Genomic DNA, 22,666 nt, shown 5'->3' with positions numbered 1-22,666 from the left:
ACCAGCGAGGTCCACCGACCAGCGAGGTCCGCCGGCCAGCGAGGTCGGCCGACCGGCGGCAGACTGCACGGGTGCGCACGGTGGGGGTGGAGGAGGAGCTGCTGCTGGTCGACCCAGGGGCCGGTCGTGCGGTCGCCGTGGCGTCACGGGTGCTCGACGACGCGCGTGCGGGGCGCTCGGTCGACCTTCGCGAGCGGGTCGAGGGCGAGCTGCAGGAGCAGCAGCTGGAGACCAACTCCCGCCCGCAGACCGAGCTCGGAGAGCTCCTCGCCGACCTCACCGACCTGCGCCGGCGCGCGGATCTGCTGGCGCGGACCGTCGGGGCCCGGACCGCCGCCCTCGGGACCGCGCCCACCCCGACGACGCCCGTCACCACCCCCAAGGAGCGCTACCGGCGGATGGCGCGGGTGTACGGCCCGGTCCAGGACGTGCAGCTCGTCTGCGGCTGCCACGTGCACGTGGGCATCGACTCGCCCGAGGAGGGCGTCGCGGTCCTCGACCGCATCCGCACCCGGCTTCCGGTCGTGGCGGCGCTCGCCGCCAACTCGCCCTTCTGGGACGGCGCCGACACCGGCTACGCCAGCTTCCGCCACCAGCTCTGGTCCCGGTGGCCGAGCGCCGGTCCGATCGAGCCGCTGGGCAGCCACGCGGCGTACGAGGAGCTGGTCGCGTCCCTGCTCGGCACCGGTGCCGCCATGGACGACGGGATGCTCTACTTCGACGCCCGGCTCTCGGCGGCCTACCCGACGGTGGAGGTGCGGGTCGCCGACGTCTGCCTCGACGTCCGCGACACGGTGACCGTCGCCGGGCTCGTGCGCGCGCTGGTCGACACCGCGGCCACCGAGTGGCGGGACCAGCACCCGGACCCCACGCCGGCTGCGGTCGTCCGCGCCGGTGCCTGGCGGGCCTCGCGCTACGGCGTCAGGGACCACCTGGTCGACCCGGTCGACCGCGCGCTGGCACCGGCGGCCGACGTCGTCTGGGCGCTGTTCGAGCAGGTGGGGCCGGCCCTGGAGCGGGCCGGTGACAGCGACGTCGTCCGCGAGGGCCTGGCGCGCATCCTCGCCGAGGGGACCGGGGCCGACCGGCAGAGGGCCGCGGCCGTGGCTGCCGGAGGCGACCTCGCGGCCGTGGTGGGCGCCGCCGCCGAGGTCACCAACCGCGACCCCGCGGCTTAGGCCACCGCGCGCGTCCCGCGCCCGGCGGCCTAGGAGTCCTCGGGCTCCGGCGGGGCCGGCGCCCCGTCGCGCTCGTCGCGTTCCGCCCACTCCAGCAGCGGGTCGATCTCGAACACGGCCTCGTCGATGCCGGCGTGCAGGTCGCCCTTCTCGGCATACCGGGCGGGGACGGTGGCGATCGTGAAGTCATCGGGCTCGACGTCGTCCACCTCGTCCCAGCCGATCGGCGTCGAGACCGTGCCGATCGGGTTGCCGCGCACGGAGTACGCCGCGGCGATGGTGTGGTCGCGCGCGTTCTGGTTGTAGTCGACGAACAGGTCGGCCGGGTCGCGGTCCTTGCGCCACCACGTCGTCGTCACGTCGTCGGGGGCGCGCCGCTCGACCTCGCGCGCGAACGCCAGCGCGGCCCGACGGACGTCCTTGAACCCCCACTCCGGCTTGATCCGGACGTAGACGTGCATGCCGGAGCCGCCGCTCGTCTTCGGCCACCCGACCGCGCCCAGCTCGTCGAGCACCTCGTCCGCCACGTGGGCGACGCGCTGCACCCGCTCCCACGGGCAGTCCGGCCCGGGGTCGAGGTCGATCCGCCACTCGTCCGGCTTCTCCACGTCGGCACGACGGCTGTTCCACGGGTGGAACTCGACCGTGCTCATCTGCACCGCCCAGATGACGTGGGCGAGCTCGGTGACGCACAGCTCGTCGGCGGTGCGGTTGTACCGCGGGAACTTCACCCGCACGGTCTCCAGCCACGGTGGTGCGCCGTTCGGCACCCGCTTCTGGTGCACCTTCTCGCCGCTGACGCCCTCGGGGAACCGGTGCAGCATGCAGGGCCGCTCGCGCAGGGCGTTGACGATCCCGTCGCCGACCGACAGGTAGTAGTTGACGAGGTCGAGCTTGGTCTCGCCACGGGCCGGGAAGTACACGCGGTCGGGGTTGCTGATCCGCACCTCGCGGTCGCCCACCTCGACCTCGACGGCGGGGGAGCTCGCCTTGGCTGCCATGCGCCCACGCTAGAGGAGGTATGCCGCGGGGGCATGCACGCGGCATACCGCACCATTGCGGGCGCCCGGCCGCCGGAGGCGCGGCGTCGTGCCCGCCACCCCTGTCAGGGCCTCGGGAGGCGGGCCTATGCTCGGCCCATGCTCGAGCAGAAGCGCGTCCTCGCCACGTCGATCCCCGGCCCGAAGAGCCAGGCCCTCCAGCAGCGCAAGACGGCCGCGGTGTCGGCCGGCGTCGGCACCGGCCTGCCGGTCTACGTCGAGCAGGCCAGCGGCGGCATCCTGCGTGACGTCGACGGCAACCAGCTCATCGACTTCGGCTCGGGCATCGCGGTCACCACCGTCGGCAACGGCAACCCGCGGGTCGTCGAGGCGGTGCAGAAGCAGATCGCCGACTTCACCCACACGTGCTTCATGGTCACGCCGTACGAGGAGTACGTCCTCGTCGCGGAGGCGCTGGCCGAGCTCACCCCCGGCGACCACGAGAAGCGGTCGGCCCTCTTCAACTCCGGCTCCGAGGCCGTCGAGAACGCCGTCAAGGTGGCCCGCCACTTCACCGGCCGGCAGGCGGTCGTCGCGTTCGACCACGCGTACCACGGCCGCACCAACCTGACGATGGCGCTGACCGCGAAGAGCATGCCGTACAAGCACCGCTTCGGGCCGTTCGCGTCCGAGGTCTACCGCGTGCCGATGGCCTACCCGTACCGCTGGCCCACCGGCCCGGAGGCGTGTGCGGAGGAGGCCTTCGAGACGTTCACGTCGATGGTCCACGCGCAGGTCGGTGAGTCGAACACCGCCGCCGTCATCCTCGAGCCGATCCAGGGCGAGGGCGGGTTCATCGTGCCGGCGCCGGGATTCGTGAAGATGGTCGCCGACTGGTGCCGTGACAACGAGATCCTCTTCATCGCCGACGAGGTGCAGTCCGGCTTCTGCCGCACCGGCGACTGGTTCGCCTCCGACCACGAGGGCGTGGTGCCGGACCTCGTCACCACCGCCAAGGGCATCGCGGGCGGTATGCCGCTGGCGGCCCTCACCGGGCGCGCGGACGTCATGGACGCCATCCACACCGGCGGACTCGGCGGCACCTACGGTGGCAACCCGGTCGCCTGCGCCGCGGCGCTCGCCTCGATCGAGACGATGAAGGCCGACGACCTGTGCGGCCGCGCCCGCGAGGTCGAGGCGCTCTTCCGCCCGCGGCTCGAGGCGCTCGCCAACAAGCACGGCGTGATCGGTGACATCCGCGGCCGTGGCGCGATGCTCGCGATCGAGCTCGTCTCCGACCTGGAGAAGAAGACTCCCGACGCCGACCTCGCCGGCCGCGTCAACAAGGCCTGCCACGAGCGCGGCCTGGTCACGCTGACCTGCGGCACCTTCGGCAACGTGTTCCGGTTCCTGCCGCCGCTGTCGTCCTCGGACGAGCTGCTGTCCGAGGGCCTGGACGTGCTCGAGGAGGCGTTCGCCGCATCGGTCTGACCCGCCCCCGCCGCTCGGCGGGCTCCGGCCCGCCCCAGATGGTGCCCCTTCCGCTGCGCCGCACGGCGGGGGTCGCGGTGCTTGGATGGAGCGATGGCTGAGCTGGTCGAGCCCGACACGCGGTTCCACACCTCGTTCCTGCGGGCGATGGCTGCCTTCGCCGCGGAGGGCCGCGGGTCGGGCGACGACGACTCGATGATCGGGCGCGACCTGCGCACCTGGGCTGCCTCCTGGGCGGACCCGGAGGGCTTCGCGGCCTACGTCGACGAGCTGCGCGCCCAGGCGCTCGTGGACACCCCGCGCCCGGCGTACATGGTCCCCTCGACCACCTTGTGGTGGGTCGAGGGCGCGGAGTGGCTGGGGCGCATCCAGCTCAGGCAACGGCTCAACGAACGGCTGCTCGCCAGTGGCGGCCACATCGGCTACGACGTGGCGCCGGAGCACCGCCGGCGTGGGCATGCAACGGCGATGCTCCGGGAGATGCTGGCGATCGCCCGGACGCGGCACGGAATCGCCTCGGCGCTGGTCACCTGCGACCCGGACAACGTCGCGTCCCGCCGGGTCGTCGAGGCGTGCGGCGGCGTCCTCGAGGACGAGCGGGACGGCAAGCTCCGCTTCTGGGTGCCTACAGGGCAGTGACGGCCCAGCGGTGACCGTGCCGGGCGGCGGCCCAGCAGTGGCGGCGGAGCCGGCACGTCAGCGCGAGGGCGCGGACGAGAGGTTCGTCGCCCGTTCACGCTCAGGACGCGTGTCGGATTCGGAACCGGCCCCGCGCTCCTGTTACAAAAGGTGAGACCCGGCCAAGTATGAGTTGGCCGGGTCTCGTGTCCCCCGAGGGGGACTGGCCTCCCGGAGGAGGTCCGCCGATCGTGCACCCTGCCGGCTCCCCGGCGCAAGGGCCCGGCGTCATTCACACCTTCCCCGCCGCGATTGGGGGCGCGACCGCGCGGTTTCCCGAGCGCTGCAGCCCCCAAGACCGTGGCGAGGCGGGTGTGAGCGGCGTCAGCGCGGGGGCATCCGCAGGGCGCCGTCGAGGCGGATGACCTCGCCGTTGAGCATGGGGTTGTCGACGACGTGCCGCACGAGGCTGGCGTACTCCGCGGGCCGGCCGAGCCGCGACGGGTGCGGCACCTGCGCCTCGAGGACCGCCGTCGCCTCCTCGGGCAGCCCGGCGAGCATCGGCGTCATGAACGTCCCGGGGGCGATGGTCATGACCCGGATCGCCTTGTCCGCCAGGTCGCGGGCGGCGCTCAGGGTGAGGCCGACGACGCCGCCCTTGCTCGCGGCATACGCGGCCTGGCCGATCTGGCCGTCGTAGGCGGCGATCGACGCGGTCATGACGACGACACCGCGGTCTCGGTCGACCGGCTCGTTGTCGAGCATCGAGGCGGCGGCGAGGCGCAGGACGTTGAACGTGCCGACGAGGTTGATGGACACGACGTCGGCGAAGGTCTGCAGCGGCAGCGGGCCCTTGCGGCCGACGACGCGGCCGGGCGTCCCGACGCCGGCGCAGTTGACGACGACCCGCAGGGTGCCCAGCTCGCGCGCGGTGTCGACGGCTGCCTGCACCTGCGCCTCGTCGCGGACGTCGGCGGCGGCGAACCGCGCGCGGTCGCCGAGCTCGGCGGCCAGCGCCTCGCCGTTCGAGGAGGGGAGGTCGACGACGACGACCGCGGCGCCGTCGGCGTACAGCCGGCGGACGGTGGCCTCGCCGAGGCCGGAGGCGCCACCGGTGACGAGGGCGACGGTGTTCTCGGTGATCTGCAAGGGCTCTCAGCCTCTCTTGGACGTGTTCTGGAGCAGCTGGCGGCTGATGACGAGCCGCTGGATCTGGTTGGTGCCCTCGAAGATCTGGGTCACCTTGGCCTCGCGCATGTAGCGCTCGAGCGGGAAGTCCTGCGTGTAGCCGGCGCCGCCGAGGACCTGCACCGCGTCGGTCGTGACGCGCATGGCGTTGTCGGTGGCGACGAGCTTGGCGACGGCCGCCTCCTTGGAGAACGCGCGGCCCGCGTCACGCAGCCGGGCGGCGTGCAGGTAGGCCGCGCGCGCGCTCGTCACCGCGGCCTCCATGTCGGCGAGCAGGAACGCCAGCCCCTGGAAGTCGCCGATCGGGTGGCCGAACTGCTCGCGCTCCTTCGCGTACGCGACCGCGTGGTCGAGTGCCGCCTGCGCGAGACCCGTTGCGGCAGCAGCGATCCCGAGCCGCCCGGAGTCGAGGGCCGACAGCGCGATGGCCATGCCCTGGCCCGGCTCGCCGACGAGCCGGTCGGCGGCGACCTCGACCCCGTCGAAGTGCACCTCGCTGACCGGGTCGCAGTGCAGGCCCATCTTCTTCTCGGGGGTGCCGAACGACAGGCCGTCCGCGTCCCCGGGGACGACGAGGCAGGAGAGCCCGCGGCCGCCGTCGTCCGACGTGCGGGCGAACGTCGTGTAGAAGTCCGCGTGCCCCGCGTGGCTGATCCACGCCTTGGTGCCCTTGAGCCGGTATGCCGACGGGCTGGCCGGGTCGTCGGGCGTCGCCCGGGTGGTCATCGAGCCGACGTCGGAGCCGGCCGACCGCTCGGACAGGCAGTAGGCGCCGAGCTGGTCGCCCGAGAGCATCCCGGGCAGCAGGCGCTCGCGCTGCTCGTCGGTGCCGAACTGCGCCAGCGGGTAGCAGGTGAGCGCGTGGACGCTGACGCCCACGGCCACCGACATCCAGACCGAGGCGATCTCCTCGACGACCTGGAGGTACACCTCGTAGGGCTGGCCCCCGCCGCCCCGCTCCTCGGCATACGGCAGGGAGAGGAGGCCGGCGCGGCCGAGCACCCGGAAGGCGTCCACGGGCAGCTCGGGCGCGGTGGCGGCGCGGCGCTCGGCCTCGGCCACCCGCGGGAGCAGCTCCTTGGTGCAGATCTCCCGGGTGAGGTCGATGAGGTCCTGGCCCTCCTCGGTGGGCATCAGGCGCGTGGCAGGCATGGAAGGAAGGGTAGTAGTAGGACGTCCAACTAAATGAATCGCGCAGGTCGGGCCCCCTCGGGACCGCCCGTGCCGCCCCGTCGGCACCAACCTCTGCTGGCCGAGGCTGCTGCCCCGTCGGCACCAACCTCTGCTAGCAGACCTTCCTGCGCCCAGCGCAGGTTCCACCCTGTGCTGGGCGCGCCAACCTCTGCTAGCAGAGGTTCGTGCCGAGGTCGACGGGCCGGGCGGGGTCGACACGGGCCGGGCGGGGTCGACGCGGGTCAGGCGGGGTCGACGCGGGTCAGGCGGGGTCGACCGGGCGGAGCTGCGGGCGCTTGGCCGTGACGGTGTCGCCGGAGGACTCCCCGCGCAGCCGGCGCTGGACCCAGGGAGCGAGGTGGGTGCGGGCCCAGTCGGCGTTGGCGGCGACGGCCTCGCGCCGGCCGACCGGCTCGGGCGGGGGCAGCGGCGTCGACCAGTCCTCGCGGTCGGTCTCGTGCCCGAGCGCGGAGAGGGCGTTGAGGGCGACGCGGCGGTGCCCCTCGGCCGTCATGTGGATGCGGTCCTCGGACCACAGGCGCCAGTCCTGCAGCGCGCGCATGCCCCACTGGTTGATGACGTAGCAGCCGTGCTGCTGGGCGATGCTGAAGACGTTCGCCGAGTGGATGGCGTGCCGGCCGCGCAGGTGCTTGAGCACGGGGGCGCCGACCGGGTCGGTGGGGGTGGCGAGCAGGACGTCGGCGCCGGTCGCCCGGATGCGCACGACCGCGGCCTCGAGCTGGCCGGCGATGTCGTCGAGGTCGGCCTTGGGGCGCAGGATGTCGTTGCCGCCGCCGACCATCGAGACGAGGTCGGGGCCGAGGGCCAGCGCCGCGTCGAGCTGCGGCCCGACGACGTCGGCGAGCAGGCGGCCGCGCACGGCGAGGTTGGCGTAGGTGAGGTCGCCGTCCGCCAGCGCGGACAGGTGACGGGCGAGGCGGTCGGCCCAGCCGACGTACCGGTCGGGGTGCTGGGGGTCCTCGTCGCTCATGCCCTCGGTGAACGAGTCGCCGATCGCGACGTAGCGGTGCCACACCTTGCCGCGCTCGGGGAGGTGGGTCTGGTCGGCGCGGTCGATGGCGTCGTCGCTCACGGGAGGCTCCAGTCGATCGGGTCGGCGCCCTGCCGGGTCAGCAGCTCGTTGGCCCGGCTGAACGGGCGCGAGCCGAAGAACCCGGAGTGGGCCGACAGCGGTGAGGGGTGGGCACTCTCGACGCACGGGGTGCCGCCGAGGTGCGGGACGAGGTTGCGGGCGTCGCGGCCCCACAGGATCGCGACGAGGGGGCCGCCACGCTGGACGAGCGCGGTGATGGCGGCTGCGGTCACGGCCTCCCAGCCCTTGCCTCGGTGGCTGGCGGGCTTGCCGGGCCGGACGGTGAGGACGCGGTTGAGCAGCAGCACGCCGCGGTCGGCCCACGGGGACAGGTCGCCGGTCGTGGGCGCCGGGACGCCGAGGTCGGCCTGCAGCTCCTTGTAGATGTTGACCAGCGACCGGGGGATGGGCTGGACGTCGGGGGCGACCGAGAACGACAGCCCCACGGCGTGCCCGGGTGTCGGGTACGGGTCCTGCCCCACGATGAGCACCCGGACCGAGTCCAGCGGCTGCTCGAACGCCCGCAGCACGTGCCCACCGGCCGGCAGGTACCCGTGCCCCGCGGCGACCTCCTGGCGCAGGAACTCGCCGAGCTCACCGACGGTCCCGGCAACGGGCTCCAGCGCCGCCGCCCACGAGGGGTGGACGAGCTCGGTGAGGGGAGCGGGCGGCATACCGGCAACCTAGCCCGGTGCGCCGATCGGCACGCACCGGCCCCCGGTCGGCGGGCGGGCACCCGGCGGGCGTGGGGTGGGCGTCCGGTATGCCGTGCCTCCGGCGTGCGGGCCCCGGCGGGCGTGGGGTGGGCGTCCGGTATGCCGTGCCTCCGGCGTACGGCCCCGGGCGTCAGTGGAAGATCGCGGCGAGGTCGTGGAGCCGGCCGGGCACCAGGTGGAACCAGGCCCACGCGCCACGGCGCTCGCGGCTGAGCAGCCCGGCCTCGGTGAGCACCCGGAGGTGGTGGCTGACCGTGGGCTGGCTGAGGCCGACGGCGGGCACGAGGTCGCGCACGCACGCCTCCTGGTCCTTGGCGGCGCGGATGATCGACAGCAGCCGCAGCCTGGCCGGGTCGGCCACGGCCTTGAGCAGCCGGGCGGTCTGCTCCGCCTCGGCGGCGTCCCAGGGCTCGCCGGTCGCGAGGGATCCGCTCACGGCATCGATGCTAGTCGATGAGGGCTGCGAGCTGGTCCCGCTCACGCGGTGTCGGCCGAGGACCGGGAGCGCACGCGGCGCGCCAGGCGTGCCCGACGCCGGCTCACCCGCGACCAGACGACCTGCTGCAGGGCGAGGGCGACCCACCCCGCGAGGGCCATGCCGGTGAGGTTGACGACGAGCTGCAGCGCACTGCCCCGGACCTCGTGCCACGCGCCGAACGCGAGCCCGAGGCCGATGTTGCCCGCGGCCGGGATGGTCGTCACGGACACGAACACGCCCGTCAGCCCCCCGACGCGGGACGACGTCATCGACAGCACGCCGGCCGCGGCCGCGACGACCGCCACGAAGAACGACCACTGGTCCGGCCGGTAGATGAACGCCGTGGCGGGCCGCGACCCGGTGAGGTCGGAGGCCGTCACCCACCCGAGGGACCCGGCCGCGAGCCCGGCGAGGAAGGTCGCCGCGATGGCCGTCGCGAAGCCGAGCACGAGGGCCCGGACGGCACGGCGGAACAGCCCGTAGCGCCGACGCACGAGCGCGAGCCCGAGCGCGGCGATGGGCCCGAACTCGGGGCCGAGGATCATCGCCCCCACGACGAGCACGGGGGAGTCGAGCACGATGGCGACCCCGGCGATGAGGGTCGCGAGCACCATGAAGGACATGAACGTCCAGTTCGTCTCGGAGTCCTCGATGGCGCGCTGGGTCACCTGGAGCCAGACGACCGAGTCGGCGCCGCTGCCGGGGGCCAGCCGCTCGGCCTCGAGGCCGGGCCGGGACAGCCACGACGTCACGGGCTCGACGTGGATGGTGCCGTCGTCCTGCACGCCGAGGGCGCGGAGCCGGTCGATGACGTCGTTGGCAGCCTCGCGCGCGACGTCGGCGAACAGGAGGTCGCCGGCCGGCTTGATCGACGCGCCGCGGACCGCCGCCACGCTGCTCACGGCCGGGTCGTCCGCCAGCACCTGCAGGACGTCGTCGGCCAGCTCGGTCCTGACCGAGATCCGCAGCTGCAGCATGGCGTCAGTGTGCCGCAGCCTAGGCTCGGGCTCGTGACTCCGCGCTGGCCCGTCGTCCTGTTCGACTTCGACGGCACCCTGGCCGACACCATCCCGCTCATCGTGGCGAGCTACCACCACGCGATCGGGACGCTCGGCGAGGTCGCCGACGAGGCCGAGGTGCTGTCGTGGATCGGGCGCCCGCTCCAGCCGGTGCTCGAGGAGCGCTACCCCGGCCGCGGCGCCGAGCTCACGGACGTCTACCGCCGCTGGAACCTCGCCCACCACGACGACCTCATCCGCAGCGTCCAGGGCATGCCCGAGCTGCTCGCGGAGCTGCACGACCGTGGCGCCCGCACGGGCGTGGTCTCCTCCAAGAAGGCCGAGACCGTGCGGCTCGGGCTGCGCGCCGTCGGCCTCGACGAGGTCATCGACGTCGTGGCGGGCCAGGACGAGACCGAGCGCCACAAGCCGCACCCCGCGCCGCTGCTGTATGCCGCGGAGCGCCTGGAGGTGACCGTGGCCGAGTGCGTCTACGTCGGCGACGCGACGGTCGACGTCCAGGCCGCCCGGGCGGCGGGCATGGGGGCGGTCGCCGTCACGTGGGGCGCCGGCGAGGAGGCCGCGCTCGCGGCCACCGGGCCGGACGCCGTCGTGGCCGACGTCGCCGGCCTGCGGGGAGCACTGCTGCACGCGGCTGGCGTCGTCGGGCGGTAGGGGCCCGGCACGGGTCCGCCCTAGACTCGCGCCGTGCACGGCTACAGCGACAAGCAGCTCGAGGACCTCGGCGACGCGATCCTCGCCTACTCGGCGGACCGCCTCAAGCTCGACCCGGTGCCGCTCGACGGCCCCCGGACCCTGGCGGAGCTCGACGCGAAGGCCGGCCAGACGATCACCAGCGAGGGCATCGGAGGCCTCGCCGCGCTGAGGCTGTTCGAGGAGGACCTCGCACCGGCGTGCATCTCCACCGACCACCCGCGCTACCTGTCCTTCATCCCGTGCGCCCCCACAGAGGCGTCCGCGATGTTCGACCTCGTCGTGGGCGCGTCGTCGATCTACGGCGGCTCGTGGCTCGAGGGTGCCGGCGCGGTGTATGCCGAGAACCAGGCGCTGCGCTGGATCGCCGACCTCGTGGGGCTTCCGCCGGAGGCCGGTGGCGTCTTCGTGCCCGGTGGCACCATCGGCAACCTGTCGGCCCTCGTCGCCGCCCGCCACACCGCGCGGATGGACGCCGCCCAGCAGGGCCGGACCGGCGCGGGCGGGCGGCCGTGGCGGGTCGCGGCCACGCACGGCGCGCACTCCTCGATCCAGTCGGCGTGCGACGTCATGGACGCCGAGCTCGTCGGCGTGGAGGTCGACGCCGCCGGCCGGCTCACCGGCGAGGCCCTGCGCGAGCAGCTGGTCGAGCACGGCCCGGAGACGTTCTTCGCCGTCGTGGCGACCGCGGGGACGACCAACTTCGGGATCGTCGACGACCTCGCGTCGGTGGCGGCCGTGTGCCGGGAGTTCGGGATCTGGTTCCACGTCGACGGCGCGTACGGCGGGGCCGGTCTCGCGGCGCCGTCGGTGCGCCACCTGTACGAGGGCATCGAGCACTGCGACTCGTTCATCGTCGACCCGCACAAGTGGCTGTTCGCGCCGTTCGACTGCTGCGCCCTCATCTACCGCCAGCCGACCGCGGCGCGGGCCGCGCACACCCAGCACGCGTCGTACCTCGACGTGCTCACCGCGGCACCCGACTGGAACCCGACCGACTACTCGGTCGGCCTGACCCGCCGGGCGCGCGGGCTGCCGTTCTGGTTCAGCCTGGCCACCCACGGCACCGACGCCTACCGCGACGCGGTGGAGCGGACGCTGGAGGTCACCCGGTTCGCCGCCGAGGAGATCGGGCGCCGCGACTACGTCGAGGTCGTGCGCGAGCCGGACCTGTCGGTCGTCGTGCTGCGGCGGATCGGATGGACGGCGGCGCAGTACCAGGAGTGGTCGGACCGGCTGCTCGCCGAGGAGTTCGCCTTCGTCGTGCCGACCTCGCACCTGGGCGAGACGCTGACCCGGTTCGCGATCGTCAACCCGAGGACGTCCGAGGAGGACATCACGGCCATCCTCGACACGATGGCCTGAGCCGGAGCCGGCGGGGACCTTGGCCCCTGCCGGCGCCGGTGGCCGGGCTGGAGCGTGGGGCCAGGAGGTCGCCGCCATGTCCGTACGCCACCGCAGTCACCTGTCCCACCGCCCCCTCACGGAACGGGTCGTCCTCGCGCTCCTGCTGTTCCTCGGCATCACGGCGTCGGCCGGTGGCGTGGCCTTCGTCCTGGCCCAGGTGCTCGGCATCGACTCGTGGTTCCCGAGGCGCTGGATCGACCAGATCCCGCTCATCGACAACTGGGTCCTGCCCGGGCTGGTGCTCGGCCTCGGGTTCGGCGTGGGCTCGCTCGTCACCCGGTGGGGCATGCGGACGCGGGTCGAGTGGGGCTGGACGGGCTGGGTCCGCCGACTGACCGGGCGGCACTGGTCGTGGCTGGCGACGGTGCTGCTCGGGCTCGGCCAGGTGGTCTGGATCGGGCTGGAGCTGGTGTGGATCGAGTTCTCGTTCTTCCACGTCGTCTACGGCGCCCTCGGGCTGGCGCTCCTGCTGCTGCCGTTCACCCCCGCGATGCGCCGCGACCTCGTGCGCGGGACGGCACTACAGCAGTCGCCCAGCCGGCGCAGGGAGGGGCTGCCGGGGCCCGTGTGACCTGTGGGTTTACCGGGACCGAGGCGGTTCGGGACTTGCCGCGAACGGAATGACAAGCGTGTGATTCGATCCGTATAGTTGTGCCCGCACGGACAGCACCACACGCCGAAGAAGGACGAGACCCGAGAGTGAACGCGGCACACGAGCAGGACCACGCGAGCGCAGCCACGGAGCTGAGCGAGCGCGACCGCGAGATCATCGCTTTCGAGCGCCAGTGGTGGAAGTACGCCGGGGCCAAGGAGCAGGCCATCCGCGACCTGTTCGACATGAGCGCCACCCGCTACTACCAGGTGCTCAACAGCCTCATCGACTCCCCGGCCGCACTCGAGGCCGACCCGATGCTCATCAAGCGGCTGCGCCGGCTGCGCGCGTCGCGCCAGCGCGCACGCAGCGCCCGGCGGCTCGGCATCCAGCTGTAGCGCCCCCTCGGCCAGCCACGCCCGTCCCTGCAAGCAGGCTGGACGGGCGTTGCTGCGTCCCGGCCGCAGTGCGTGCCGTGGGCGGGTCGGGCGTGCTTGACTGCCGTCCGTGGGTGAGGTGCGGATCCGCACGGCAGGGGCCGACGACGCGCTGGTCGTCGCCGCCCTGGCGCTGCAGTGCGCCATCCACCGCGGCGCGACGGGGGAGCCCGGCTTCCTCGACCGGTATGCCCGGGCCTGGCTCGCCGACCTGCGCCGGCTCCCCGTCTGGGTCGCCGAGGCGGGCGACGACCACGCCGGCTTCCTCCAGGCTCGGGTGGTCGAGCCGCTGCCCCTGCCCCGCGCGACAGGGGCGCCGGACCTGCTCGTCGAGACCTTCTTCGTCCGCCCGTCCCACCGTGGCATCGGAGTGGGGGAGCGGCTGCTGACCGAGGCGTCGGGCTGGGCGCGGGACGGCGGCTTCGCGGCGGTGCGGATGGCCGCCGGGGTCCACACCCGTCCGATGGTCGAGCGGGTCGGCTTCACCGCGGACGAGGCCGCCTACCGGATGGAGCTGCAGTGACCGACCCCGACAGCAGAACCACTCCCGGTCCCGACGGCGCCGCGGCGCCCGACCGCGGGCCCGGCCTGCGCATCGGCTCGATCGTCCTCAACGTGTCGGACGTGCCGGCCGCGACCGCGTTCTGGGGGCCGGCCCTCGGCTACCGGCCCAAGTACGCCCCCGAGCCCGACTGGGTCATCCTGACCGGCCCCGGTGACGGCCCGAACCTGTCCCTCAACGCCGGCGCCACCCGGCCAGACGAGGTCCCGCACGTGCACCTCGACCTCTACGCCCTCGACCAGTCCGCCGAGGTCGACCGTCTCGTCGGGCTCGGGGCCCGCCGCGTCGAGGACTGGCCCTACCCGCAGGACGAGGAGTACGACTACGTCGTCCTGGAGGACCCCGACGGCAACCGGTTCTGCGTCATCGACGCGAGCGGCGACTGATGCGGCCGGGACCGACCAACACCCTCACCGACGTCGCCGGCTTCCGGGTCGGGCACGCCACGCGCACCGGCGACGGCTGGCTCACCGGCACCTCCGTCGTGCTCTCGCCCGAGGGCGGCGCGGTCGGTGGCGTCGACGTCCGCGGCGGCGCGCCCGGCACCCGCGAGACCGACCTGCTCGACCCGCGGAACCTCGTCGACCGGGTCGACGCCGTGGTGCTCACCGGCGGCAGCGCGTTCGGCCTCGCCGCCGCGGACGGGGTCGTGCGACGGTTGTATGCCGCGGGCCGCGGCTGGCCGATGGGTGCACCCGGCCAGGTGGTCCCGATCGTGCCGGCGGCCGTGCTCTTCGACCTCGGCCGCGGTGGCGACTTCGCTGCGACGCCCACCGCCGAGGACGGTGCCTACGCCCACGACGTGGCGACGGCCGCACCGGTCGAGCTCGGCTGCGTGGGGGCCGGGACCGGCGCCAGGCTCGGTGGCCTCAAGGGCGGCATCGGCTCGGCCAGTGCCGTGCTCGACGACGAGACGATGGTGGCGGCCCTCGTCGCGGTCAACGCCCTCGGCGACGCCGTCGACCCCGCGACGGGCGAGCTGTACGCCGCCCGGTGGGCGCTCGCCGACGAGTTCACAGACCTCGTGGCACCCGGGCCGCAGGACGTGGAGGCGGCACGGGACCGGGCGGTCACGGCATACGCGGACCGCCCGATCCGCCCCGGCACCGCGACCACGATCGGGGTCATCGCGACCGACGCCACGCTCACCAAGGCGCAGTGCCAGAAGGTCAGCGGGCTCGGCCACGACGGGCTCGCCCGCGCTGTCCACCCGGTGCACACGCTGCTCGACGGCGACACCCTCTTCACGCTCGCGTCCGGGGCGCGCCCGGCGCCCGACCTCGTCCGCCTGCACGCGCTCATGGTCGCGGCCGGCGACTGCGTGACCCGGGCCGTCGGGCACGCGGTGCTCGCCGCGACGACCACGACGACCGCCGACGGGGAGCTTCGGTCCTACCGGGACGCCTTCCCGTCGGCCTTCCCCGGCACCTGACGCGGCACCTCAGGCGGCAGCCGGCCCCCACCCGGGCCGACGCCTGACGTGGCACCCACCCCGACCCCACCGACGAGGAGACTGATGCACGACGACCGGCTGCTGATCGAGGGTCGGCTGGCCCGCATGCTCGGGCGGATCGCCGAGGCGGTGTGGTCCGCGCCGGAGCCCGTGCAGCTCGCGTCCTGGGAGGCGCCCGGAGAGCCGGTGCCGGTGGCGGAGGGACTCGCCGCGGCATACGAGCCGGCGCAGGTCGGGCAGCGCTGGGGGACGCCCTGGGGCACGACCTGGTGGCGCGTGCGCGGCACCGTGCCCGCGCGGCACGCGGGCCGGGCGGTCGACCTGCGGCTGGACCTCGGCTTCAACCCCGACTGGACCGGCTTCCACGCCGAGGGCCTGGTGCACCGCGCCGACGGCACCCCGGTCAAGGGCCTGAACCCGCGCACCCAGTGGGTCCGGGTGGCGGACGAGGCGACCGGCGGCGAGGAGGTCGAGCTGTTCGTCGAGTCGGCGTCGAACCCGATGCTGCTCGGCGGCCCCGGGTTCGCGTTCCAGCCGAACCCGCTCGGCGACCCGGAGACGGCCGGCGACGAGCTCCTCTACCGGGTCGCGCGCGCCGAGCTCGCCGTCTTCGAGCAGGAGGTCTGGGAGCTGCAGCAGGACCTCGAGGTGCTCGGCCAGCTCGCGGCGGAGCTGCCGCTCGAGGACGCCCGCCGCTGGGAGCTGCTGCGGGCGCTCGACCGCGCGCTCGACCGGGTCGACGTCGCGGACGTCGCCGGCACGGCCGCCGCGGCGCGCGCCGAGCTGACCGGAGTCCTGGCCGACCCGGCGCGGGCCAGCGCGCACCGCATCTCGGCGGTGGGGCACGCCCACATCGACTCCGCGTGGCTCTGGCCGGTGCGCGAGACCGTCCGCAAGGTCGCCCGGACCTGCGCCAACGTCGTCGACCTCATGGACAGCCACCCCGACTTCGTCTACGCGATGTCCTCGGCCCAGCAGTTCGCGTGGCTCAAGGAGCACCGGCCGGCGGTCTGGGAGCGCGTCGTGGAGCGGGTGCGCGAGGGCCGGTTCGTGCCGGTCGGCGGCATGTGGGTCGAGTCCGACACCAACATGCCGGGCGGCGAGGCGCTGGTCCGCCAGCTCAACCACGGCAAGCGGTTCTTCCTCGACGAGCTCGGGGTCGAGACCCGTGAGGTGTGGCTGCCGGACTCGTTCGGCTACACGGCCGCGATGCCGCAGCTGGTGGCCCTGTCGGGCTCGCGCTGGTTCCTGACCCAGAAGATCTCGTGGAACACGACGAACCGGTTCCCGCACCACACCTTCCGCTGGGAGGGCCTCGACGGCACGAGGGTCTTCACCCACTTCCCGCCGGCCGACACGTACAACTCCGAGGTGTCCGGCGCCGAGCTCGCGCACGCCGCCCGCAACTTCGCCGACAAGGGCGCCGCCACGCGGTCGCTGCTGCCGTTCGGGTGGGGCGACGGCGGTGGCGGCCCGACCCGCGAGATGCTCGCCCGGGCGGCGCGGCTGCGCGACCTCGACGGGTCGCCGCGGGTGGAGGTCGAGCGGCCGGACGCGTTCTTCGAGGCCGCCGAGGCGGAGTACCCGCAGGCACCCGTGTGGGTCGGTGAGCTGTACCTGGAGTTCCACCGCGGCACCTACACCTCGCAGGCGCGCACCAAGCAGGGCAACCGCCGCAGCGAGCACCTCCTGCGCGAGGCCGAGCTGTGGGCGGCCACGGCCGCGGTGCGCACCGGCGCGGCATACCCGCTGGAGGACCTCGACCGGATCTGGAAGGTGGTGCTGCTCAACCAGTTCCACGACATCCTGCCCGGCTCCTCCATCGCGTGGGTGCACCGCCAGTCGGTGGAGGCGTATGCCGCGGTGGCGGCCGAGCTCGAAGGCATCATCGCCCGAGCGCAGTCGGCCCTGGCCGGCGAGGGCGACGTCGAGGTGGCGTTCAACGCGGCTCCCCACGAGCGGCAAGGGGTGGCGGCCCTCGGCGCCGCTCCGGTCGGGCAGCGGGACGGCGAGTCAGGGGTGGCCGCCGACGTGGAGGCGGGAGCTGACGGCGAGGCGCGACCTGCTGGAGTCGAGGTGCGCGCCGACGGCGACGGCTGGCTGCTCGACAACGGGCTCGTCATGGCTCGGGTCGACGCCCGCGGGCTGCTCGTGTCGGTCGTCGACGCAGCGTCCGGCCGCGAGGCCCTGGCACCGGGGTCGACGGGCAACCTGTTGCAGGTCCACCCCGACACCCCGAACAAGTGGGATGCGTGGGACGTGGACGCGTTCTACCGCAACGCCGTCCGCGACCTCGAGGACGTCGAGTCGGTGGAGGCGGTCGACGGTGGGGTGCGCGTGGTGCGCCGGTTCGGGACCTCGACGGCGACGCAGCTCGTGACCCTGCCGGTCGGGGAGCCGCGCGTCGACGTCGACACCGAGGTGGACTGGCGTGAGCGCGAGCAGATCCTCAAGGCGGCGTTCGACCTCGACGTCGCGACCGAGCGGGCGACGTCGGAGGTGCAGTTCGGGCACGTGCACCGCCCGACGCACACCAACACCTCGTGGGACGCCGCGAAGTTCGAGACCTGCGCCCACCGCTGGGTCCACGTCGGCGAGCCCGGGTACGGCGCCGCGGTCGTCAACGACTCGACCTACGGCCACGACGTGACGCGGCGTGAGCGGGTCGGCGGCGGCACGACGACCTGCGTGCGGCTGTCGCTGCTGCGCGCGCCGCAGAGCCCCGACCCGCACGCCGACCTCGGCGTGCACCGGATGCGGTACGCCCTCGTGCCGGGCGCCGGGATCGCCGACGCGGTGCGGGAGGGCTACCGCCTGAACCTGCCGCTGCGGGTCGTGCGCGGCAGCGGCGAGGCGGTCGAGCCGCTCGTGGCGGTCGACGGGGACGGCGTGCTCGTCGAGGCGGTCAAGCTGGCCGACGACGGGTCGGGCGACGTGGTCATCCGGCTCTACGAGTCGCTGGGCCGGCGGTGCTCGGTCCGGGTGCGGGCCGGGTTCGAGCACGCGGGGGCGGGTGCCGTGGACCTGCTCGAGCGACCGCTGCCCACAGAGGGCGTCGCCGACCTGGGCCCGGACGAGGGCGTCTCGCTGGCCCTGCGCCCGTTCCAGGTGATCACCCTGCGCTTCGCCCGCAGCTGAGGCGCCTGACCGGCGCGGGGCGCGGCGGGGCGCGGCGGGGCGCGGCACCGAGTCGGGCCCGCGTGGAACCGTTTCGTGGGGCGCTGGTGGGTGCGGGCTACGAGTCGGGCCCGCGCGGAACCGTTTGGTGACGGGTGCGCGGCTGCGGGCTACGAGTCGGGCCCGCGCGGAACCGTTTGGTGACGGCGCGTGGTCCCGGCGTCCCCCTCGGGACGGCCTGGGGCTCTCGACCGGGGGCGGCGTCGCCTGCCACGCTGGGGCATGGCCGCTCCCACGGAGCCCTTCGAGGGCTCGGACTTCACCGTCGACCTCGGCACGGGTGAGGAGGTCCGCTTCTCGCGCGTGGACCTGCCGGTCGCCCACGTGGACGAGGTCGCCCACCGGTCCGGCACGGACCGCAGCAACGAGGCGCGGATGCAGCCGGGCCTGGCCGGGTACTCCCGCCTCGTCCTGACGAGGGGCCTCACGACCGACCTGTCGCTGTGGACGTGGTGGAAGGCCGCCCGCGACGGCGACCCGCACGTCGACCGCGACGTGCGCGTCCGCCTCCTCGACGCGACCCGGTCCCCGGTCCTGGCCTGGCGCTTCCGCAACGCGTTCCCCGCGGCATACCGCATCTCCCCTTTGGTGGCCACGTCCAGCGAGGTGGTCACCGAGACGGTGGAGCTGGTGTTCGACTCGATGGACGTCGAAGCCACCTGACCGGCCTCGCGCACCCTCGGAGGCCGGCGCCGCGGGCGCCCTCCGCGCACGCGTCCCATCGTTTGCACTCTCCACCCGAGAGTGCCAATAATGGCGTTAGCACTCTCACTCTGAGAGTGACAATCCTGGCCAGTCAAGGTGAGGTCCGGGATGCGCGGAAGACATGAGCCGCGCGTGCCGGTCCGTCCGTCGCGGGCACCCGCTGGCCGTCACATCGATTCGCGTGGGAGGAACCACCCGAATGGCCAAGATCATCGCCTTCGATGAAGAGGCTCGTCGCGGGCTCGAGCGGGGCATGAACACCCTCGCCGACGCCGTCCGCGTCACCCTCGGCCCGAAGGGCCGCAACGTCGTGCTCGAGAAGAAGTGGGGCGCTCCCACGATCACCAACGATGGTGTGTCCATCGCCAAGGAGATCGAGCTCGACGACCCGTACGAGAAGATCGGTGCCGAGCTCGTCAAGGAGGTCGCCAAGAAGACCGACGACGTCGCGGGCGACGGCACCACCACCGCCACCGTGCTGGCCCAGGCCCTCGTCAAGGAGGGTCTGCGCAACGTCGCGGCCGGCGCCAACCCGATGGCCCTCAAGCGCGGCATCGAGAAGGCCGTCGAGGCCGTCTCGGGCCAGCTGCTCGAGATGGCCAAGGACGTCGAGACCAAGGAGCAGATCGCCTCCACCGCCTCGATCTCCGCCGCTGACCCCCAGATCGGCGAGATGATCGCCGAGGCCATGGACAAGGTCGGCAAGGAAGGCGTCATCACCGTCGAGGAGAGCAACACCTTCGGGCTCGAGCTCGAGCTCACCGAGGGCATGCGCTTCGACAAGGGCTACATCAGCCACTACTTCGTCACCGACACCGAGCGCATGGAGGCCGTGCTCGAGGACCCCTACGTCCTCGTCGTGAACTCCAAGATCTCGGGCATCAAGGACCTGCTCCCGCTGCTCGAGAAGGTCATGCAGTCCGGCAAGCCGCTGCTGATCATCTCCGAGGACGTCGAGGGCGAGGCCCTGTCGACCCTGGTGGTCAACAAGATCCGTGGCACCTTCAAGTCCGTCGCCGTCAAGGCCCCGGGCTTCGGTGACCGCCGCAAGGCCATGCTCGCCGACATCGCCATCCTCACCGGTGGCCAGGTCATCTCCGAGGAGGTCGGCCTCAAGCTCGACACCGCGGAGCTCGACCTGCTCGGCCGTGCGCGCAAGGTCGTCGTCACCAAGGACGAGACCACGATCGTCGAGGGTGCGGGCGACGCCGACCAGATCCAGGGTCGCGTCAACCAGATCCGCGCCGAGATCGAGAAGTCGGACAGCGACTACGACCGCGAGAAGCTGCAGGAGCGCCTGGCCAAGCTGGCCGGCGGTGTCGCAGTCATCAAGGCCGGCGCCGCGACCGAGGTCGAGCTCAAGGAGCGCAAGCACCGCATCGAGGACGCCGTGCGCAACGCCAAGGCTGCCGTCGAGGAGGGCATCGTCGCCGGTGGTGGCGTGGCCCTGCTCCAGGCGGGCAAGGCTGCGTTCGAGAAGCTCGAGCTCGAGGGTGACGAGGCCACCGGCGCGAACATCGTCAAGGTCGCCATCGAGGCCCCGCTCAAGCAGATCGCCATCAACGCCGGTCTCGAGGGCGGCGTCGTCGCGGAGAAGGTCTCGAACCTCCCCGCCGGCCACGGCCTCAACGCCGCCACGGGCGAGTACGTCGACCTCGTGGCCGCGGGCATCATCGACCCGGCCAAGGTGACGCGCTCCGCGCTGCAGAACGCCGCGTCGATCGCCGCGCTGTTCCTCACCACCGAGGCCGTCATCGCCGACAAGCCCGAGAAGGCTGCGCCGATGGCCCCCGGTGGCGACGAGATGGGCGGCATGGGTTTCTGAGCTAGCTCAGAACTCGCCGCACACGGCATACGCGCAAGGGCGGCTCACCTCCGGGTGGGCCGCCCTTCCGCATGTCCCGGTATGCCGCGTACCTCCCGGTCCGTCGGGGTGACTCCGGTGCCCCGGGCCGCGCGGACGTGTAGAACTGTGCGGTGACCACTGACGTGCCCGAGGGGCCCCTCGTCCTCGGACCCCTGCTGCGGTACGTCGGGGAGACCTCGGCCACGATCTGGGTGCAGACCCGCGACGCGGGCACCGTCGAGGTCGAGGCCTTCGACCGGACCTGGCAGGCGCACACCTTCGGCGCCCACGGACGGCACTACGCGCTCGTGGTCCTCGACGGGCTCGAGGCGGGCGCGAGCAGCGACTACGTCGTGCGCATCGGCGGCGAGCAGGTCTGGCCCGAGCCCGAGCCGCAGTACGCCGGGCTGCCGGCGAGCCGGGTGCGGCTGCTGCGCCGGTCCGAGCCGACCCGCCTGACCTTCGGCTCCTGCCGCACCAGCGTCCCGCACGACAAGGAGGGCAACGCCAGCAACGGCGTCGACGCCCTGCGGGCGATGGCCTACCACCTCAGCCGGCCGGAGCGGCAGGCGGGCGAGTGGCCGCACCTCGTGGCCTTCCTCGGCGACCAGGTGTATGCCGACGAGACCTCCGAGGAGATGCGCGCCTACATCGCCTCGCGGCGCAGCCTCGACGAGCCGCCGGGCGAGGAGCTCAAGGACTACGACGAGTACGCCCACCTGTACCTGCTCGCCTGGTCGGACCCGCTCAACCGGTGGCTGCTCTCGACGCTGCCCAGCGCGATGATCTTCGACGACCACGACATCCGGGACGACTGGAACACCTCGCTGTCGTGGCACCGCGAGATCAACGCGACGCCGTGGTGGCACGACCGCATCGTCGGTGGCCTCGCGTCGTACTGGGTCTACCAGCACCTGGGCAACCTCTCGCCCGACGAGCTCGCGGGCGACGAGCTGTGGCAGCTCGTCGCGGGTCACGAGGGCGACGACGAGGTCGACCTCACGGAGACGCTCGACGCCTTCGCGGACCGGGTCGACCGCCAACCGGAGACCTACCGCTGGAGCTACAGCCGCGACCTCGGCGAGTCGCGCCTCGTGGTCGTCGACTCGCGCGCTGCCCGGGTGCTCAAGCCCGGCCACCGCTCGATCCTGGACGACGACGAGATGGCGTGGCTCGACGAGCAGATGCGCGGCGACGTCGACCACCTGTTCGTCGGCACCTCGCTGCCGTTCCTCATGGCGCAGGGCATCCACGACCTCGAGGCCATCAACGAGGCGATGGCCAACGGCGCCTGGGGCCACCGGGTGGCCGTCTGGGGAGAGAAGATGCGCCGCGCCGTCGACCTCGAGCACTGGGCGGCCTTCCAGGAGGGCTTCCTGCGCGTCATGGACATGGTGACCGAGGTCGCCGGTGGCCGCCGGGGCAAGCGGCCGGGGACGATCACGTTCCTGTCCGGTGACGTGCACAACTCCTACGTCACCGAGATCACCCCGTCGAGCCTGGAGCCCGGCAGCAGCAAGGTCGTGCAGCTCGTCTGCTCGCCGATCCGGAACCCGTTGCCGCGCAAGGTCCGCATCGCCCAGGCCTTCCTCGGCAAGCGGCTGGCCAAGCCGATGGAGCTCGTCGTCCGGCACACCGACAAGGTGCCGACGGCGCCGTACCCGTGGACCGTCACGCACGGCCCGTGGTTCGACAACACCCTCGCCACGCTCGAGGTCCGCGGTCGCGGCCTGGTCGTGCGGTGGGACGCCGGCGAGGTCCGCGGTGAGCGCTACGACCAGCCGGACACGCGGCAGGTCGCCCGGGTGGCCATCTCCTGACCCCCGCTGCGACGAACCGCCCCGGTCCCCCCCGGGAACG

General features: G+C 73.4%; 21 protein-coding genes. 14 read left to right on the top strand and 7 right to left on the bottom strand.

The features are described 5' to 3' along the window. Window positions 1-71 precede the first annotated feature (71 nt). Complete coding sequence (locus tag J2X64_RS05965; RefSeq protein ID WP_310150977.1) at window positions 72-1,178, top strand: glutamate--cysteine ligase; 1,107 nt, start codon at window positions 72-74, stop codon at window positions 1,176-1,178. A gap of 29 nt (window positions 1,179-1,207) precedes the next feature. Here J2X64_RS05965 and ligD read toward each other — a convergent pair whose 3' ends face one another. Continuing rightward, complete coding sequence (ligD, locus tag J2X64_RS05960; RefSeq protein WP_310150975.1) at window positions 1,208-2,179, bottom strand: non-homologous end-joining DNA ligase; 972 nt, start codon at window positions 2,177-2,179, stop codon at window positions 1,208-1,210. Window positions 2,180-2,317: 138 nt separating this feature from the next. On the opposite strand from ligD, the gene gabT reads away from it, so the two are divergent. Continuing rightward, entirely contained in the window at window positions 2,318-3,649 is a 1,332-nt protein-coding gene (gene gabT / locus J2X64_RS05955; RefSeq protein ID WP_310150973.1) for a 4-aminobutyrate--2-oxoglutarate transaminase, read from the top strand. Between the two features lie 93 nt (window positions 3,650-3,742). Further along, window positions 3,743-4,288 (top strand): GNAT family N-acetyltransferase, encoded by a 546-nt coding sequence (locus tag J2X64_RS05950; protein ID WP_310150972.1) that lies wholly within the window; start codon window positions 3,743-3,745, stop codon window positions 4,286-4,288. A gap of 363 nt (window positions 4,289-4,651) precedes the next feature. Here the strand turns inward: J2X64_RS05950 and J2X64_RS05945 are convergent, their stop codons facing one another. From J2X64_RS05945 to J2X64_RS05920, 6 genes are all read right to left on the bottom strand, one after another. Further along, window positions 4,652-5,416, bottom strand: coding sequence for an SDR family NAD(P)-dependent oxidoreductase (locus J2X64_RS05945; RefSeq protein ID WP_310150970.1), 765 nt, complete (start codon window positions 5,414-5,416; stop codon window positions 4,652-4,654). A 6-nt stretch (window positions 5,417-5,422) separates the two neighbouring features. Further along, on the bottom strand, window positions 5,423-6,607 hold the full coding sequence (locus J2X64_RS05940) for an acyl-CoA dehydrogenase family protein (RefSeq protein WP_310150968.1): 1,185 nt from the start codon (window positions 6,605-6,607) through the stop codon (window positions 5,423-5,425). A gap of 283 nt (window positions 6,608-6,890) precedes the next feature. After that, window positions 6,891-7,619 carry an SGNH/GDSL hydrolase family protein gene (locus tag J2X64_RS05935; protein ID WP_310153137.1) on the bottom strand — a complete coding sequence of 243 codons (729 nt, stop codon included), beginning with the start codon at window positions 7,617-7,619 and terminating at the stop codon, window positions 6,891-6,893. A gap of 98 nt (window positions 7,620-7,717) precedes the next feature. Then, a complete protein-coding gene (locus tag J2X64_RS05930) occupies window positions 7,718-8,395 on the bottom strand; it encodes a uracil-DNA glycosylase (protein WP_310150965.1) in 678 nt (225 codons plus the stop codon). A gap of 172 nt (window positions 8,396-8,567) precedes the next feature. After that, window positions 8,568-8,873, bottom strand: a complete 306-nt coding sequence (locus tag J2X64_RS05925; protein WP_310150962.1) for a metalloregulator ArsR/SmtB family transcription factor — start codon at window positions 8,871-8,873, stop codon at window positions 8,568-8,570. 41 nt (window positions 8,874-8,914) lie between these two features. Further along, window positions 8,915-9,892 (bottom strand): DUF389 domain-containing protein, encoded by a 978-nt coding sequence (locus J2X64_RS05920; RefSeq protein WP_310150959.1) that lies wholly within the window; start codon window positions 9,890-9,892, stop codon window positions 8,915-8,917. A 33-nt stretch (window positions 9,893-9,925) separates the two neighbouring features. Between J2X64_RS05920 and J2X64_RS05915 the strand changes: the two genes are divergently transcribed. From J2X64_RS05915 to J2X64_RS05865, 11 genes are all read left to right on the top strand, one after another. Beyond that, window positions 9,926-10,588, top strand: coding sequence for an HAD-IA family hydrolase (locus tag J2X64_RS05915; protein ID WP_310150956.1), 663 nt, complete (start codon window positions 9,926-9,928; stop codon window positions 10,586-10,588). 33 nt (window positions 10,589-10,621) lie between these two features. Then, window positions 10,622-11,992, top strand: a complete 1,371-nt coding sequence (locus J2X64_RS05910) for an aminotransferase class V-fold PLP-dependent enzyme (protein ID WP_310150953.1) — start codon at window positions 10,622-10,624, stop codon at window positions 11,990-11,992. 76 nt (window positions 11,993-12,068) lie between these two features. After that, on the top strand, window positions 12,069-12,605 hold the full coding sequence (locus J2X64_RS05905) for a hypothetical protein (RefSeq protein WP_310150950.1): 537 nt from the start codon (window positions 12,069-12,071) through the stop codon (window positions 12,603-12,605). A gap of 128 nt (window positions 12,606-12,733) precedes the next feature. After that, window positions 12,734-13,024 (top strand): DUF3263 domain-containing protein, encoded by a 291-nt coding sequence (locus tag J2X64_RS05900; protein ID WP_310150947.1) that lies wholly within the window; start codon window positions 12,734-12,736, stop codon window positions 13,022-13,024. A gap of 109 nt (window positions 13,025-13,133) precedes the next feature. After that, on the top strand, window positions 13,134-13,586 hold the full coding sequence (locus J2X64_RS05895) for a GNAT family N-acetyltransferase (RefSeq protein ID WP_310150945.1): 453 nt from the start codon (window positions 13,134-13,136) through the stop codon (window positions 13,584-13,586). Beyond that, the gene (locus J2X64_RS05890; protein ID WP_310150941.1) at window positions 13,583-14,011 is read left to right on the top strand and encodes a VOC family protein; all 429 of its coding nucleotides are present in this window, start codon (window positions 13,583-13,585) and stop codon (window positions 14,009-14,011) included. Before J2X64_RS05895 ends, J2X64_RS05890 begins: the two co-directional genes overlap by 4 nt. Then, complete coding sequence (locus J2X64_RS05885; RefSeq protein ID WP_310150938.1) at window positions 14,011-15,057, top strand: P1 family peptidase; 1,047 nt, start codon at window positions 14,011-14,013, stop codon at window positions 15,055-15,057. The genes J2X64_RS05890 and J2X64_RS05885 overlap by 1 nt, the downstream gene beginning before the upstream one ends. Window positions 15,058-15,141: 84 nt before the next feature. Further along, on the top strand, window positions 15,142-18,216 hold the full coding sequence (locus J2X64_RS05880; protein ID WP_310150935.1) for a glycoside hydrolase family 38 C-terminal domain-containing protein: 3,075 nt from the start codon (window positions 15,142-15,144) through the stop codon (window positions 18,214-18,216). A gap of 261 nt (window positions 18,217-18,477) precedes the next feature. Then, window positions 18,478-18,918 carry a phage tail protein gene (locus J2X64_RS05875; protein ID WP_310150932.1) on the top strand — a complete coding sequence of 147 codons (441 nt, stop codon included), beginning with the start codon at window positions 18,478-18,480 and terminating at the stop codon, window positions 18,916-18,918. Between the two features lie 241 nt (window positions 18,919-19,159). Then, the gene (groL, locus tag J2X64_RS05870; protein ID WP_310150929.1) at window positions 19,160-20,785 is read left to right on the top strand and encodes a chaperonin GroEL; all 1,626 of its coding nucleotides are present in this window, start codon (window positions 19,160-19,162) and stop codon (window positions 20,783-20,785) included. Between the two features lie 152 nt (window positions 20,786-20,937). After that, window positions 20,938-22,626, top strand: a complete 1,689-nt coding sequence (locus J2X64_RS05865) for an alkaline phosphatase D family protein (protein ID WP_310150926.1) — start codon at window positions 20,938-20,940, stop codon at window positions 22,624-22,626. Window positions 22,627-22,666: the final 40 nt, after the last annotated feature.

This window comes from Phycicoccus sp. 3266 (assembly GCF_031456495.1).
Lineage (GTDB): Bacteria > Actinomycetota > Actinomycetes > Actinomycetales > Dermatophilaceae > Pedococcus.
The sequence above is the reverse complement of the archived record's forward strand: the minus strand, read 5'-3'. Positions and strand labels throughout refer to the sequence as shown.

What these genes read in the sequence shown, in the direction of transcription:
- ligD (WP_310150975.1), bottom strand. Translation starts at nt 2,179, where the DNA reads ATGGCAGCCAAGGCGAGCTCCCCCGCCGTCGAGGTCGAGGTGGGCGAC.
- gabT (WP_310150973.1), top strand. Translation starts at nt 2,318, where the DNA reads ATGCTCGAGCAGAAGCGCGTCCTCGCCACGTCGATCCCCGGCCCGAAG.
- J2X64_RS05950 (WP_310150972.1), top strand. Translation starts at nt 3,743, where the DNA reads ATGGCTGAGCTGGTCGAGCCCGACACGCGGTTCCACACCTCGTTCCTG.
- J2X64_RS05940 (WP_310150968.1), bottom strand. Translation starts at nt 6,607, where the DNA reads ATGCCTGCCACGCGCCTGATGCCCACCGAGGAGGGCCAGGACCTCATC.
- J2X64_RS05935 (WP_310153137.1), bottom strand. Translation starts at nt 7,619, where the DNA reads ATGAGCGACGAGGACCCCCAGCACCCCGACCGGTACGTCGGCTGGGCC.
- J2X64_RS05930 (WP_310150965.1), bottom strand. Translation starts at nt 8,395, where the DNA reads ATGCCGCCCGCTCCCCTCACCGAGCTCGTCCACCCCTCGTGGGCGGCG.
- J2X64_RS05920 (WP_310150959.1), bottom strand. Translation starts at nt 9,892, where the DNA reads ATGCTGCAGCTGCGGATCTCGGTCAGGACCGAGCTGGCCGACGACGTC.
- J2X64_RS05905 (WP_310150950.1), top strand. Translation starts at nt 12,069, where the DNA reads ATGTCCGTACGCCACCGCAGTCACCTGTCCCACCGCCCCCTCACGGAA.
- J2X64_RS05885 (WP_310150938.1), top strand. Translation starts at nt 14,011, where the DNA reads ATGCGGCCGGGACCGACCAACACCCTCACCGACGTCGCCGGCTTCCGG.
- J2X64_RS05880 (WP_310150935.1), top strand. Translation starts at nt 15,142, where the DNA reads ATGCACGACGACCGGCTGCTGATCGAGGGTCGGCTGGCCCGCATGCTC.
- J2X64_RS05875 (WP_310150932.1), top strand. Translation starts at nt 18,478, where the DNA reads ATGGCCGCTCCCACGGAGCCCTTCGAGGGCTCGGACTTCACCGTCGAC.
- groL (WP_310150929.1), top strand. Translation starts at nt 19,160, where the DNA reads ATGGCCAAGATCATCGCCTTCGATGAAGAGGCTCGTCGCGGGCTCGAG.